Source organism: Ignavibacteriota bacterium, assembly GCA_016707525.1.
In the GTDB taxonomy this organism is placed as follows: Bacteria; Bacteroidota; Ignavibacteria; order UBA10030; family UBA6906; genus JAGDMK01.
On the sequence record JADJHP010000017.1, the window covers coordinates 1 to 15554 of the forward strand.

The 15554-nt window shown below is 61.0% G+C and carries 11 protein-coding genes; 7 read left to right on the top strand and 4 right to left on the bottom strand.

Features of this window, described 5'->3' with window-relative positions; all coding sequences use genetic code 11:
- Both IPI01_20005 and IPI01_20010 read right to left on the bottom strand, forming a co-directional pair.
- Positions 1-469 (bottom strand): hypothetical protein (locus tag IPI01_20005; GenBank protein ID MBK7260040.1); only part of this gene is annotated, 469 nt, incomplete at its 3' end.
- Positions 466-1128, bottom strand: coding sequence for a hypothetical protein (locus IPI01_20010; protein MBK7260041.1), 663 nt, complete (start codon positions 1126-1128; stop codon positions 466-468). The genes IPI01_20005 and IPI01_20010, both read right to left, overlap by 4 nt.
- Positions 1129-1326: 198 nt before the next feature.
- On the opposite strand from IPI01_20010, the gene IPI01_20015 reads away from it, so the two are divergent.
- Positions 1327-1680 (top strand): PAS domain-containing protein, encoded by a 354-nt coding sequence (locus tag IPI01_20015; GenBank protein MBK7260042.1) that lies wholly within the window; start codon positions 1327-1329, stop codon positions 1678-1680.
- A gap of 87 nt (positions 1681-1767) precedes the next feature.
- On the opposite strand, the gene IPI01_20020 is transcribed toward IPI01_20015, so the two are convergent.
- On the bottom strand, positions 1768-4125 hold the full coding sequence (locus IPI01_20020) for a hypothetical protein (protein MBK7260043.1): 2358 nt from the start codon (positions 4123-4125) through the stop codon (positions 1768-1770).
- Positions 4126-4398: 273 nt separating this feature from the next.
- Between IPI01_20020 and IPI01_20025 the strand changes: the two genes are divergently transcribed.
- The 6 genes from IPI01_20025 to IPI01_20050 all read left to right on the top strand — a co-directional run bounded on the left by IPI01_20025 (position 4399) and on the right by IPI01_20050 (position 13905).
- Positions 4399-5556: a glycosyltransferase family 1 protein gene (locus IPI01_20025; protein MBK7260044.1), complete on the top strand. Its 1158-nt coding sequence runs from the start codon at positions 4399-4401 to the stop codon at positions 5554-5556.
- Positions 5553-6509, top strand: coding sequence for a metallophosphoesterase (locus tag IPI01_20030; GenBank protein ID MBK7260045.1), 957 nt, complete (start codon positions 5553-5555; stop codon positions 6507-6509). Before IPI01_20025 ends, IPI01_20030 begins: the two co-directional genes overlap by 4 nt.
- Positions 6510-6604: 95 nt before the next feature.
- Positions 6605-7321 carry a hypothetical protein gene (locus tag IPI01_20035; GenBank protein MBK7260046.1) on the top strand — a complete coding sequence of 239 codons (717 nt, stop codon included), beginning with the start codon at positions 6605-6607 and terminating at the stop codon, positions 7319-7321.
- Between the two features lie 173 nt (positions 7322-7494).
- On the top strand, positions 7495-7881 hold the full coding sequence (locus tag IPI01_20040) for a winged helix-turn-helix transcriptional regulator (protein MBK7260047.1): 387 nt from the start codon (positions 7495-7497) through the stop codon (positions 7879-7881).
- A 219-nt stretch (positions 7882-8100) separates the two neighbouring features.
- Positions 8101-10827 carry a carboxypeptidase-like regulatory domain-containing protein gene (locus tag IPI01_20045; GenBank protein ID MBK7260048.1) on the top strand — a complete coding sequence of 909 codons (2727 nt, stop codon included), beginning with the start codon at positions 8101-8103 and terminating at the stop codon, positions 10825-10827.
- A gap of 60 nt (positions 10828-10887) precedes the next feature.
- Positions 10888-13905, top strand: coding sequence for a T9SS type A sorting domain-containing protein (locus IPI01_20050; protein ID MBK7260049.1), 3018 nt, complete (start codon positions 10888-10890; stop codon positions 13903-13905).
- Between the two features lie 108 nt (positions 13906-14013).
- Here IPI01_20050 and IPI01_20055 read toward each other — a convergent pair whose 3' ends face one another.
- Positions 14014-15483 (bottom strand): T9SS type A sorting domain-containing protein, encoded by a 1470-nt coding sequence (locus IPI01_20055; protein MBK7260050.1) that lies wholly within the window; start codon positions 15481-15483, stop codon positions 14014-14016.
- Between the last annotated feature and the right edge of the window lie 71 nt (positions 15484-15554).

A 15554-nucleotide genomic window follows, 5' to 3' on the forward strand; every position in this document is an offset into this window, starting at 1 on the left:
CCGACAACCACGTCGGGTTGCGCTGGAGGAGCTTCGGCACTTCTGCGAGCCGTTCCTTCGCGAGCACGAGCGCACCGGCCTCGACATTGTACCGGGCAAGGAACTCCTCAAGGGATTGGAGCGCTTCGGGGTAGTGCTCGCCCACTGCGGCGTACAATTTCCGGACAGGTGCCGTTGCGGGCTTCAGCGTGATCGGCCGGAGGTCGGTCCGCGTTTTGACCTGATTCTCGTAGTATGCGGGAACCTCGGCGAGCCGCGCCGTGATGAGCGCCTTTGCCCGGTCGACGACCGGCTTCCGGAGCGAGCCCGACTGCTTGAAGAAGTCCGCGAACGCCGGCGCAGCCCCAAGAAACGCTTCCATGGACCCGCGTGTGTCCTTCTCGCGGTCGAAAAAGGCAAGAGCGGTCGCGTACTCGGTCTGGAACTTCAGCTCATCGTCCACCGCCGCACGAAGCTTCGTATAGCTCACGTACGCGGTATCCCTGCTGCCGGCGATCTCCGCAGGGAACAATGCCCCAGCTTGACGAGCTCATCCCGCAATGCCGAGATGTTCCCGGTGGTCTGATCCAGACCCGCACGTTCCCTCTTCAGGTCGACCTGATCGCTCATGAACTCGGGACCCATCGACTGATAGGTCTGACGGTCGACGATGTTCGCGCGGAGCGTCCCGCCGAATTCCGCGTACTTGTTCTCGAACGTGAACCGCCACCGGGGGGCATACCGGTAACGCATCGTGAGCCGCGTATCGGCTTTGACCGCGTCGATGACCCAGTAGAACGTCAACACCCGGGTGTCCACGGCATAGACGCTCATCGTGTCCGACCCGGCAGTCTCGTCCAGGATCCGGTCGGCGGGCTTCACGCCGTCGTCGAAGACCGCGGTCAGGGTCGATGTGATGATCGACTTGTTGCTGAGGTGCAGCACGAGGACGGTGTTGTCGCGCGGCGGCGCGGGAAACGTGATGAAATATTTGCCGTCCTTGTCCAGCGTGAACTGTTCATCGCCGTTCTTCAGTTCAATGTATCCCCGCTCCGCGGGCAGCACTTCCGGATCCGGGGAGAGCTCCTTATAGGCCGCGCATCCGGCGAGGAGCGAGGCAAGGATGAGGACGGGCCAGATTCGTCTCACGGTCATTCTCCAGTCAAAGTGTACGATACACTCAAGATCGAAAACTTGGGAGTGTGTTTCAAGGGGTTTATGAAGGAATGCGCTGAACTCACGCAAGGATCAGCGATTCGCACGAGTGCCATCGTTTCGGATTGTGATGAATTTCAGCTACATTCCTGTATTGTGGGAGCACGACCACCGGAGAACAGGAGAATCGTCATGAGCGACCATGCATGGATCACAGAATTTCCCGCCGCCATCACTGTCTGCGATGCGGAGGGGGTCATCATCGCAATGAACCGCCGTTCGATCGAGACATTCGAGCACGATGGTGGAGCACTGCTGATCGGGCGGAACGTTCTCGACTGCCATCCGGAGCCATCGCGGACCCAGCTCACCTCCATGCTCGCCTCCGGAGAGAAGAACGTCTACACGATCCAGAAGAACGGCATCAGAAAACTGATCTATCAGTCACCATGGTATGTGAATGGTACATATGCCGGCTTCGTGGAAATGAGCCTTCCCCTGCCTCAAACGATGCCGCACTTCGACCGGGACGCACCGCAGACCTGAGAGTCGGGGCGTGGCATGCAGCCAACCCCGTTGAAATAGCAAGGCCCGGGTTCGCCCGGGCCCTGTACATTCGATGGTGTTCGCCTCCTAGACGGGCTGTGCACTGCGCCGGACAACGATACGCGCTGAACGCGCGGGGATCGCGACCTCGATCCTGTGATGCGGTGTGCGCTGCCCTGCGATCTCCCGGCCGTCGCACTCGACGCATGGCCATTGGCCGGGCACCGAAAGTACCCACCTCCCCTCGCCAACCACCCCCCCGCGATGGAACACAAGATCCACCGTGACCGCATCCCCCTGGGGTCGGACACGAATGCTGACCCTGCCTTCCGGGATCGGGACACCTTCCACACCAAAGGGGCTCGTCTGATCGAACCACGCGCACGGGATGCCGCTCAGAAAGCGCACGGTGTGCGGGTCCGATGGAGGGCCCCACATTTCGGCAACGAAGGCATTTCTGACCGCCAGTACGATCTCCGCGGCCGCCCAGCCATGATGGCCATCACCCATGCATCCGCCACCTGTAACAGGATGGATCGCCTCGGGATATGTGAACGTCGACGTTGCACGTCCCGAGACATCCGTGAGGATCTTCCAATATGCCTCAGCATCCCCCGCGTACAACAACGCCCCGGCCACATGGAGCGTGAGGTAGATATTCAATCCTGAGTGAATGAAGGGCTGGTAGAACAGGCCCTGCCGGAACATCATTCCCCGGATCGTGTCCAGCGTCGCACGCATCCACGGGTCATCCTGTGCATACAACTGCAGGGGGTACCATGCAGCCACCGAACCGATCATGCCCGCATCGATGTTCCGGAGCGGACCTGCAGGAATAGCATGGATGCCGGTGCGTGCATGCGCAGTATCGAGGGAGCGCCCGATGTCACGGCGCAACGCCCCGGCAAGCTCATGCGCGTGTGCCATCTCTGGACGTCTGCCGAGCAACGCGCAGATCCGCTCGAATGCCTCCACGCCTGCAAGAGACCAGAAGGAGTCCCAGTAGTACACGTCCGCAAGCCCGAGATGCTCCGCGCTCAGTCCACGGGGCATCAAGCCGTCAAGGAGAGGATCATCCGGAGCGCGCATCCGCTTGCGGTCGATCCACCGCACGCCGGAGGCGAGGGATGGGAAGAGACGCTCTGCGATCGTGAGATCGTGCGTATGCACCGCATGGTTCCACACGCTCCAGATCGCCTGACCCGTGGAGTCCCACTCACCTTGCTGTGACCGGAACATCCCCGACCGTTCTTGTCCATCAGGAAATCGTTCGATGACGGCACGGGTAAGGCTGCCGTAGCCGAGCCGGTCGAGCGCCAGGAGCATGTAGGCTGCGTCACGGAACCAGAAGTAGTGATACGTTGCGGGTCCGGGACAGATGGATGTCCCATCAAGCGATGCAAGCAACGCACTCTCCGAGGCAGCAAACAGATCACCGATCTGATGGTCGGGCACCCGGCATCCGGGCCCACGCCCCAGCAGCGATTTCCAACCGGCAACGACCGCCGCAACGGGCTCTGCCTCTGCCGTGCCATGGTGATCGAGCGGGCATGTCAGAACCACTTCCCGCTCCTCTGCCGCGGCAAGCAGCAGATCAAAGATCATGACCGCGGTGGCCAGCCCCGAGGCACACGTGATCTGCAGGTCGTCCTTGTCCTCACGGCCTCCCGCGAACCGCCATGCAACGTCGCCCGCCCCCTGGTCGGACATCAGGATCCGTGCGGGTGGGGTGTCGACGGTGAACCCATCGACACCGTTGACATACACCCGCCTGCGGGATGCATCGACCCGGACGGTATCAATGAGAGAGACACCTTCCGGGTTAAAGGGCCTGACGGCGACCCCGAGGTGCGCGGTGACGGAGGACCGTCCCCTGTTCACCACGCGGACCCGGATCACGGCTGTGCGTTCAGCCGTGTACACCGTCGAGGTCATCTCAAGATCCTCCAGCGTGCCCGTGGTGCGAACGATCGGCAAGTTCTCGAGCAACGATTGCTGAACCTCCGTGCACCGCGATGGAAACAGCACATCCATACCCGACCGAAGCCACACGTCGATCGACCACGAGTCTGGCTTGAGTGTCACCGCACCGTGAGGATCCACGATAGGCTCGATGGCACAGTCCGGACTTCCTGCCGCGGTCCAGTTCCGATGTGTGACGTTCATCGACAGTCCGAGGTGCGACCGGGGAATGAACTCCGGGCATGTTGGGTCGTATTGCCGTTCTGCCCAATACGGAAGCACCCAACGCTCGAGCGTCTGCAAGACCGTGAAATTCAACAGCCCTCGGGACATCTGGATAGCGTTCAGGGGAAGAAGCTCGACGGGAAGCGTCGATCGATCCAACCCGCTCAACCGGGAGGCGGCACGGAACATGCGCACCGCTGCATCCGGGATACGGAGCCGACGCGCGAGAAGTGAGATCAGGATGTCAGAAACGGGCACACGTCACCTGCGATGATCATGGAATACGCCAATATCCGCTCCCCGCGGGGCAACTGCAAGGGTCTGCCCCGACTTAACACCTTGATAATATGCACATAACACTGTGGTCACATGTGTAATGTATCATGGGACATCACATCTGCGGAGGATTCATGACATATCCATGGTTCGCGGTCGCAGGGCTGTTCATCCTCTGTGCCGGCTTCCTGACCGGTTCCCACCGGCATCGAGGCAATGGCCACAGGCATATGTCACACTAACGAAGGACGTCACATGCGCGTAGCACATTTTGCAGGAACGATGAGGCCCGGACATGACGGCGTCACACGCGTGCTGTACCGCATGACGACGGCGCTCGCGGGCGCCGGGGTGGATCACGTGTTCGTCTCCCCCATCGTTCCGCCTGAGAGTGAGAGGACCGCCCCGATGATCGAGGTCCCCTCGGTGGCATTCCCGCTCTACACGGACTACCGGCTGGCGACGCCAGGATCGCGGTACTTCGGAAAGCAGGTGCTCGATTTCCGGCCCGACATCCTCCATATTCACAGCCCATGCTCCCTGGGCTACGCGGCCGTCCGGTTCGGGAAGAAGCACAATATCCCGGTGGTCGCGACCTACCACACACATTTTGCGAGTTATGCGAAGTACTACAACATACCCATGCTGGAGCCTTTCGGTTGGTCGTACTTGCGTCACCTCTATGACGGCTGCGACCGGATCTTTGTACCTTCGATGCCGATCCTTGACGAGCTCTGGTCACAGGGATTCCGCCGCCTTCAACACCTTCCGCACGGCGTGGATGCAACGGTATTCCATCCCGGAGCGCGTTCGTTCTCCTGGCGCACCGCACACGGTATTCCCGGGAACAAGAAGATGCTCCTGTTCGCTGGGAGGCTTGTGTGGGAGAAGGACCTTCGCACGCTGGCAGCTGCCTATGCGCAGCTGACACGGGAACGTCAGGATATCGTCTTCGTTCTGGCGGGTGACGGGCCGGTCCGGCACGAACTGGAAGCCTTGATGCCGGATGCCATATTCCTGGGACAGTTGAATGGAACGGATCTCTCACACGCCTATGCCTCCGCGGACCTGTTCGTCTTCCCGTCGACAACGGAGACCTTCGGCAATGTGATCATCGAGGCCATGGCATCGGGCACGGTCCCTATCTGCGCGCGCGAGGGTGGGGCGGCCGGGGTCGTCCAGCATGGAGTGACCGGCTTGCTCACCCATCCCCGTGATCCGGCAGACATTCGCAGGGCCGTCGCCGAACTGTTGGACGCTCCTGCGCGCCGCGAAAGCATGGCACTGCAGGCATTGGAATTCGCCCGCCGGCAGTCGTGGCAGAACATCTTTCAGAATATGATCGAATCGTACCGGGATGTGCGCAACGAGCACCAGGCCCGCAAGACCCACCGGCACAGGAAGGCAGCATGACAGCACCGATCACCATCGCACATCTTTCCGATCTGCATCTCAGTGCTGTACACAAGCGGAGCCATATCCGCCGGACACGACGCGCCCTGGACTATGTCAATGGACTGGGGGTCGATCATGTGGTCATCACCGGCGACATCACCGCTGATGGTACCCCGGAGGACTACCGGGTGGCACGGTCGGTGCTTGCTTCGGCGGGGATGCTGACGTCGTCGCGCCTGACCGTTGCGATCGGGAATCACGATGTGTTCGGAGGCGTTCACACCGCAGAGGATGTGCTGTCATTTCCCGGCCGGTGCGCGCGAACGGACGAGAAGGCACAGCTCAAGGCATTCGGAGCAGCCTTCCACGAGACCTTTCACGGGGCCATCATGCCCTCGGAGAAGCGCCTCTTCCCGTTCGCAAAGATCATCGGCGACGTGGCGGTCATCGCCGTGAACACCATCGCGCCGTACTCCCGCGTCAAGAACCCGCTCGGCTCGAACGGCAGTGTGGACGACCGGTCCTTCGATACCCTGCGCGAGCTGCTCGCGTCCCCTGCGATCAGGCCCAAAAGGAAGATCATCGCGCTCCATCACCACTTCCACAAAATGCGTGATGCCCGCGAAGGCGCTGTCCATTCTGTGTGGAGCGCGATCGAACGGCAGACCATGAAGTTACGCGGCAAATCCCGCCTCCTCAAGCTGTTCGCGCAGCATCACGTCGACCTTGTGCTTCACGGTCACATCCACCAGTCCGCGGAGTATCAGCGGGATGGCGTGCGGTTCCTCAATGGAGGCGGTTCGATCCTCCACGATGAGAGCCCCGATCTGCACATCAATCTCATCAACTTCCACGCCACGGGATGCACAACAGAGATCCACCGGGTTCCCTTCGGGGAACTGCCGATCCGGATCGATGCATCACACCCCGCTCCCGGGCCCCTGCTCACAACGGGACATGTGGCAGCATAGCACCAATGCTTCCTTGCTAATCACCCGCACGGAGGATATATTCCTCTGTGCGAACATTTGCGCAATATCGTCGGGCATGCATGCACGGGGTGACCATGGTCCCGATCATGGTCGCACTCGCATCCCTCCTGTCGTGCCATCAACAGGTATCAAGGAATGACGCATCGGGGTGGACGGGGGACGTCACACTCCGCCAGATCGAAGAACTGCGGTCGCTGGACGTCCTCCTGCCGCTCGATCCCGACAGCATCGCGAACCTGTACCGGCGCTTTGATCCCGCGACGTTCTATGCGACCTATGGCGGCGAGATACGATCCCTGGCCCTTCTCATCGATACCCTGAACCGGCCGTTGCCCCCCTCACTGCGCATAGACACCCTGTCGATCGACCATACCTTCACGAACCTCGGAGAGGCGGCTATCCGGGGGCAGGCGTTGTTCATTTCCAGCAGTTACTTCTACATGTATGCCTCGCCCGAAGTCTGCCGGTCGGCCGTCACGCATGAATTCGGCCACCGGTACTTTCACACGCTCCCTCCACAGCTGCGGGAATCACTCGACAGCACGTGGATGGCCATGCAACGGTCCGCATTGTTCTATATCTTTCGCGACGGAGAATATGCCGGCAACGCCAGATTCGGGGGTCATCCCGAGGATGATCCGGCGGAATTGTTCGCGTCCGCATTCAACGTGATCCGCAACCGTCCGGCTGAACTCGCCTCCCGACTTCTCTTCGTCAGCAATCAGGACCGCCCCGTTGCCGATCGTGTGATCGCGATCGTTGCACCGACCATACCCCACCCGCATCCTTGATCACACGCCGCGGGAACAACGCCCGCAGCATCCCGCGGAGTCGCCCACCCCGGCGATCGTCCGCACAACATCATTACGATTCGTTAACACTCCAGTAACACTCCCGTAACACCTTCCTGCTACATTGTGCACAGTGTTTACCACTGCATCGCTGACTAGCAGGCGGGGCTCGAATGCAATTACCTGATTCACGTTCCACCGCGGTGGCTCTGCAGCCCACCTACGGGATCGGCACTGAACAGGAACGCGGCCCGGAGACGACCATCTGCATCGGTGAACTACGGGTCGACATCGAACGCGAACTGGTCTTCATCGCTGACGAGCGCATTCATCTGACCGGGACCGAATTCCGGATCCTGCGCACGCTCCTGATGCGTTCCTCGGCAGTGATCCGGCGCGATGTTCTCCTGGCGACGATCCGCTTGCACACGCAGAGCATATCTTCCCGGAGCCTGGATGGACATATTTCCCGTTTGAGGACCAAGCTCGGGAGGCACGGCGCGTGGATTCGGACATTCAAAGGTATCGGATATCGATTCTTCCCCGTTGTTCCGTTGTGAACGCCTGACATGGCCGTCAGGGACACCTGGGCGCTGTCCTCACAATTTCTTAACACGAACATAACACAGAATTCCGCTGTCATGGATACTTAAGGATGTGGTAACGATTCGGTAACACTAGCATAACATGGGCTTTGTACCTTGGAACACCCGCGCGGGCGGATTCCCTGACAAGGGTATTGCCGGCTCGACCCATCATCCAAAGTACAGAGTGTGACCATGACCACAATCTCACGACGTTCTCTCGCCATCCTCTTCGGGATCATGACCGTGCTCGCGACGGTGACCGCCCTCGGACAAACCACCGGAACCATCGCCGGGAGAGTATGGGATGAATCCACCGGCGAAGAGCTTGTCGGCGCGAACATCCTGATCGTCGGTACAACGCGCGGCGGAACCACAGACATCACTGGCGGGTTCTCCCTCCGCACTGTCCCGTTCGGGACCTACGACCTCAGGGTCACGTTCGTCGGCTATGCCACGAAGATCGTGAAGGGCATCCAGGTGGCCGCCACGAGTCCCGTTGCCCTGCAGATCACGCTCAAAGCCGAACAATTCGAAGCCGAGGAAGTGGTCGTCACCGCGGAGCGTGTGCTCTCCAGCGAAGCCGCCATCCTCTCTACCCGGAAGAAGGCGATGTCCATCGGCGATGGCCTCAGTGCCGAACAGATCAAGCGGACTCCCGATGCCACGTCCGGTGACGCACTCAAACGCGTGACCGGGCTGACGATCGTGGACAACAAGTTCGTCTACGTCCGCGGCGTCACCGACCGCTACAACGGCACCATGTTGAACGGGGTGCCGGTGACCAGCACCGACACGGATGTCGATCGGAAGAGCTTCGCGTTCGACATGATCCCGGCGAACCTTCTGGAAAATACGGTTGTGGTCAAGACCGCCACCCCTGACCTCCCCGGTGATTTCTCCGGCGGCATGGTCCAGGTGAATACTCTGGATTTCCCATCGAAGCGGGTGTTCCGGATCGGCCTCTCGAGCACCTACAATTCCGTCACAACGGGGCAGGAGTTCCGCGGTTCACAGGGGGGCGCGAGCGATTGGACCGGAATGGATGATGGCAGCCGGGGACTCCCCGCGGGTACGGGTGCACAGCTCGCGAGCAGCCTGCCGAATTCATGGGGTGCACGGCAACAGAGCGCACCGGTGAACGGTGCCTTCAATCTTTCCTACGGCGACCGGCTGCAGATCGGCGACGATGAGGCCGGTGCGGTGGCCGCACTCTCGTATGCGAATTCCTACAGCACCCAGGAATTCCGTGAAGCACCGACCTACGTGTATGGCGGCCTTCCGGTGTTCCAGTTCTCAGGCAATTCGTACACCCGCAACGTCCTCTGGACGGGGCTCCTCGACCTGAACTACAAACTCGCCGCCAACCACAAGTTCAGCATGCGCAACAGCTACAATCAATCTGCGCAGGACAATGTCGCGGTCTCCTCGGGGACGAACATCGCGGGCAGCCTTTCCCGCCGTCAATCGATCTCCTGGGACCAGCGTTCCCTGTACCTCCTGCAGGTCAGCGGCGACCATGCACTGCCGGCGCTGGGTGGTGTCGAGGCCACCTGGAAGATGTTCTCCTCTTCCTCCCGCGCCGAAGAACCCGACCGCAAGCAGCTCGAGTACACGGAAGGGTCGGACAACGACTTCTCGCTGGGCGAGAACTACCGCACATGGTCGAAGCTGAACGAACGCACACGCGGCGCCACCGTCGACCTGTCCCTCGGTCTCCCCACGCTGAAACTGAAGGCCGGTGCGACCGTCGAGATGAAGGAACGGGCCTTCGGGATACGGGCATTCTCCACCCTCCCCGGCCGCGACCCCCGGTACTTCTCTCTCGTCCTGCTTCCGGCAGACCAGATCTTTGCCGCAGAGAATTTCGGCGCAGGCAAATTTCAGTTCCTCGAAGCGTCTACGTTCACGGGCGCCTACGATGGCGACCAACGCCTGAATGGATACTATGCCATGGCGGATGTGGACTTCGCCGTGGCCGGAACCAGCGTGCGCATCAACGGCGGCGCCCGGCTGGAGAACTTCGAGGAGCATGTCACTTCCCCGGCCGCGATCGACGACCCGACGTTGAACACCACGACGCTGCAGGCGACCGATGTGCTCCCATCGATGAACATCAAGATCTCTCCGTTCGACGCATTCAACATCCGGCTCGCCCACTATCAGTCCGTGAACAGGCCGGAGTTCCGTGAACTCGCCAACGTGCTCTATCTCGATTTCAAGACCGACCAGAATACCATCGGCAATCCTTTCCTGCAGCGCGCGTACGTGCACAACAATGACATCCGGGCCGAATACTTCCCCGGGGCCGGAGAGGTGATCGCGATCTCGTACTTCCACAAAACGATGTCCAACGCGATCGAGGAACGCCTCCTGGCCGCCCCCGACCGGTACGTCAAGACCTGGTTCAATTCTCCCTCCGCCAGAAACGCCGGCTGGGAGTTCGAGGCCCGCCTGTCCCTTGGCCACCTTGCCGGGATGCTGGACAATGTGACCATCATGGCGAACTACACGACCGTCCGTTCGGATGTCGAGTATACCGACGCCCGCACCGACGCAACGGGGAACGTGATTCGGACGACAGCGACCCGCATGATGCAGGGGCAGGCACCCTGGACCCTAAACCTGGGGGTGTACTACACGCATCCGTCGCTCGGGACCAACGCAAGCATCATGCTGAACAAACAGGGGCGCCGGCTGAGCGCCGTCGGCGACGTGCGCGACTACGATGTCTATGAGGAACCGCGCGACATGGTGGACATCAGCGTCAGCCAGCCGCTGTTCGGTTTCCTCGAAGCAAAGCTCAGCGCAAAGAACGTCTTCAACAAGGAACGGATCCTGACCAGCGGTGAAGAGCGTGTACCGTTCGCGTATTGGAGCCAGGGAAGTTCCTACACACTTGCAATGTCACTCAATTTCTAGGGGCTGTGATCGGATGCCCGACACAGCGACTTCACACACAACGACGTAAGGAGAAGTGGTATGAAACGGTTTTCCACCCTGCTACTCGCCGTGCTGATCGTTCCCGCAGCAGCGCTCTTCGCACAGCTGCCGGAACGGGTCCTGGGCCCGGGCCTCAATGCCGGACGGACCGCATTCCATCAACGGTCCAATATCACGCTGTCGGCGGATACGGCATATGTCCTGACAGGATTGTTCTATGTCGACTCCACCTTCACCCTGACCATCCAGCCCGGTACGGTGGTCTTTGGTGATACCGGTGCGGCTCTGGTGATCGCCCGCGGCGCAAAGATCTTCGCGATGGGCAGTGCCAGCAGTCCGATCGTCTTCACAAGCAACAAGCCGGTGGGCCAGCGGCACTCCGGCGACTGGGGCGGGATCCTGATCCTGGGGAACGCTCCGGCCAACAAGGTGAATCCCCTCATCGAAGGGGGGATCATCGGTGGCAGCTACGGTGGCAACGATGCGACCGACAACAGTGGCATCTTCCGCTATGTCCGTATCGAGTTCGGCGGCTATCGCTTTCAGTTGAATAACGAAGTGAACGGCCTCACCATGGGCGGCGTTGGCACGGGCACCGAGGTGCACCATGTGCAGGTGAGCTATGCCGATGACGATTCCTTCGAATGGTTCGGCGGCACGGTCAGTCCGAAGTACCTCGTTGCCTTCGGTGGTACGGACGACGAGTTCGACACGGACTTCGGATACTCCGGCAAGGTGCAGTTCGCCTTCGGTCTGCGTGACCCGAATCAATGGGATCCGACCGGCGAGAGCAACGGCTTCGAATCGGACAACGACGCGTCCGCGACGTCCACCGACCTGCCGTGGACCAGGGCGGTCTTCAGCAACGTGACCCTGATCGGCCCCGAACGCATCGATTCGCTCGTCGGCAAGCTGCCCGCAGGGAACAAGTTCCAGTACAGCGCGGTGCTCCGCAGGTCGACCCGGCAAAGCCTCTACAATGCCGCTATCGCCGGCTATCCGTGGGGATTCCGGGTGCGTGACGTCAATACCATCAGCGCGGCAAATGCCGATTCCCTGCAGATCCGGAATGTCAGTCTGGCAGCAAGTGTGAAACCCGGCACCTCGCCTTCCGTGCACGACTCGGCTCAGTGGGCCGGCATCACGGCATGGTTCAATACCCCCGCCTACGCGAACACCGGTTCTTCACCGCGGAACCCGGGGGCTCTCAGCTTCACGAACCTCGCGAACCTCAAGACTCCTGATCCTACTCCGCAGACCGGCTCGGAACTCGCCGGGAGCGCGAGCTTCAGCGCCGCCGCACTCAGCGGACTCGATGTCGTGACCTATCGTGGGGCGTTCGAACCCGGCAAGCCGATGTCAGCGCAGTGGACGGCAGGATGGACGAACTTCGATCCGCAGAACACGAACTATCGTGCGATCAAAGCAAAGGGACAGGCGATCATCGGCCCGGGCCTGAACAGCGGACGGACCGCGTATCATCTGACGGCCAACCGGACGCTTGCGGCGGACTCGCAGTATGTCCTCACCGGATTGGTCTACGTGGATTCCACGTACTCGATCACTATCCCCGCAGGGACCGTGATCAAGGGTGATACCGGTGCGGCCCTGGTGATCGCGCGCGGCGCGAAGATCTTCGCCACCGGCACGGCAGACCGGCCGGTCGTCTTCACGAGCAACAAAGCACCCGGACAGCGCCGCTCCGGCGACTGGGGCGGGATCCTTATCCTGGGCAGCGCACCGGCCAACAAGGTCAATCCCCTCATCGAGGGGGGCATCATCGGCGGCAGTTACGGCGGCAACAACGTGAATGACAACAGCGGCGTGTTCCGGTATGTGCGCGTCGAGTTCGGCGGTTACCGCTTCCAGTTGAACAACGAGGTCAATGGCCTCACGATGGGAGGCGTCGGCGCCGGCACGGAGATCCACCATATCCAGGTCAGCTACGCTGACGACGACTCCTACGAGTGGTTCGGCGGCACGGTGAATCCGAAGTACCTCGTGGCATTCGGCGGGACGGACGATGAGTTCGATACCGACTTCGGCTATGCCGGGAACGTGCAGTTCGCGTTCGGCCTTCGCGATCAGAACCAGTGGGATCCGACCGGTGAGAGCAACGGGTTCGAATCCGACAATGATGCTTCGGCCACATCCACGGACCAACCCTGGACGAAAGCACAGTTCTCCAACGTCACACTTGTCGGACCGGAACGCACCGATTCGCTGGTCGGCAGATTGCCCGCAGGCAACAAGTTCCAGTACAGCGCCCTGCTCCGCCGGTCGACCCGGCTCAGCATCTACAATTCAGCGATCGGTGGCTACCCGTGGGGATTCCGCGTGCGCGACGTCAACACGATCGCCGCTGCGAATGCCGATTCACTCCAGGTCCGGAATGTGACGCTCTCTGCGAGCGCCCGGCCGAACAACTCTTCCTCCGTGCATGATTCGTCGCAGTGGGCGGGTGTGACGGCATGGTTCGATGCCCCGGCTTCTGCCAACAGCGGCTCCGCACCGCGGGCGATCAGTGCACTCGGTCTCACCGACTTGCGCAGCCTGAACGCACCGAACCCGGTGCCCGCAACCGGTTCCCCACTGATCGGGTCTGCATCCTTCTCGAACCTGCGCCTTGCGGCATTCGATGTCACGACGTACCGTGGCGCTTTCGATCCGGCAAAATCCATGAGCCAGCAGTGGACCGCGGGCTGGACGAACTTCGATCCGCAGTATACCAATTACTCGTCCTCGTTCCCGGTGACGTCCGTCGAGCCCGTGATCGCCGGAGAACTTCTCCCGCAGGGTTTCGCACTGGAGCAGAACTACCCGAACCCCTTCAATCCGGCCACCCGCATCAGGTTCTCTCTGCCGCAGAGCCAGTTCGTCCGCCTCGAGGTCTACTCGATCCTGGGCCAGAAGGTGGCGACACTCGTGCAGGATGTGGTGCCTGCAGGTGCATTTGAAGTGACCTTTGACGGACGGGGCCTCGCCAGTGGCCTCTACATCTATCGGTTGGAAACACCTGGCTTCACCCGGGCAGCGAAAATGATGCTCGTCAAATAGCTGGTGCTGACATCCGCACCACACAACGAACGCAGAGCGCCAGGGGAGGCGCTCTGCGTTCGTGCGTTAGATGGCATATGAACGGCGACGACACCGGACGTCGGGGTCTCACCGCACCAGGAGCAATTGCTTCGTCGCCCTGAACGACGGTCCGGCGACACCGTCTGCAGTGCGAACCTGCAGCGTGTACCAGTACATCCCGCTCGGCAGTGCATGTGCATTGAAGGCCACCGCATGCAGTCCGGCCTCCATTGCTCCATCCTGCAGCACCGCAACCTCCTGCCCGAGTGCGTTGAACACCCGGAGGCTCACGTGTGCAGTCCCCGCGATCCCGAAGCCGATCGTCGTGGATGGATTGAAGGGATTGGGATAGTTCTGGGCGAGGTAGGTGGCAACCGGTACCGTGGTGTTCACCGCCGTCACACCTTCGACACGGACCGGATCGGAATACCGCACCGAACCGTCGAGGTCCACCTGCTTCAACCGGTACCACCATTCGGCCGGCACACCCGGTGCATCGGTGAAGGCATAGCTGTGCGGTTGGACGGTCGTCCCGTGACCGGCGACGAACGCGCCGGGAACGTCTGCGAATGCCAGATCGTCCCCACGCTTCCTCTGCAGGTAGAAGCCGAAGTTGTTCGTCTCCGAGGCGGTCGCCCATGCAACGAGCACTGCACCATCACCGTCGGCCCGCGCGGTGAACTGCGCCAGCGTGATGGGGACGGGGAAATCTGCCTCACCCTCGGACCAGATCACATTGGCGATGCCGACCGTTCCACTGACCGCGGTCGTATCATCCACCGAGAACTGGACCGACGATCCGTCCCGTGCCCGGATAATGTAGCCCACCCGGGTCCCGGGAATGGTGCCATTCACGTAGTGATCGGTCTTCTTGATGCGCAGCGCATCACGGGACAAACCATCAGGCAACGTCAGGGAGCCATACGCATCCACACTATAAACAATGGAATGAATATTGTAGACCGGGCCAAAAGGGATATTCTGACCAAGTGCGAACACCGACCCGGAGATGGACTCTGTGTACTCTGAGTTCCATGAGGTCCCCATCTGCAGGGGGAACGTCAGTTCCGTTGCAGGCGGAGAATTCAGCCACGCCCCATTCGCTGGATACGGATTCCCGAAGATGTATGCCTGCCCCGATCCCTTGAACCCGGCGTTGTTCAGCTTCCCTCCGGCCAGAGTATAATAGAGCACCCCTGACCCCTTCAGCAGGATCGTGCCGAATGTGGACGAAGCGAATGAAAAGGTGAACGCCGTATCCTGCAATGCGTGGGTGGCCGCAGGGAAGTCGGCTGCATACGTCGTTGCGGAAGGCACCTTGCCGATCAGATGCGTGACCGATGACGACCGAAGCTTTGTGAAATCCCAACTCGTTGCTCCCGGAGCCCCGATGTCCGCGCTCCTCGTCAACGTATCCACCCTCTGTGGAAGGCTTGCCCCCGGGGAAAAGAGGATCTTCACATCACCCGTATCGATCGTGATCCCTTGTGCCCGCGCATCCTGCAGAATGCCCAGACACAACACCAGTCCCGCCACTGCCACAATGTTCCGTCCCATGACTCCTCCTTCTGTGTGATGTTCGGCCGACCTTCTGGCCAGTGGTGTGCTCCCGAGTACCCGCGCACACC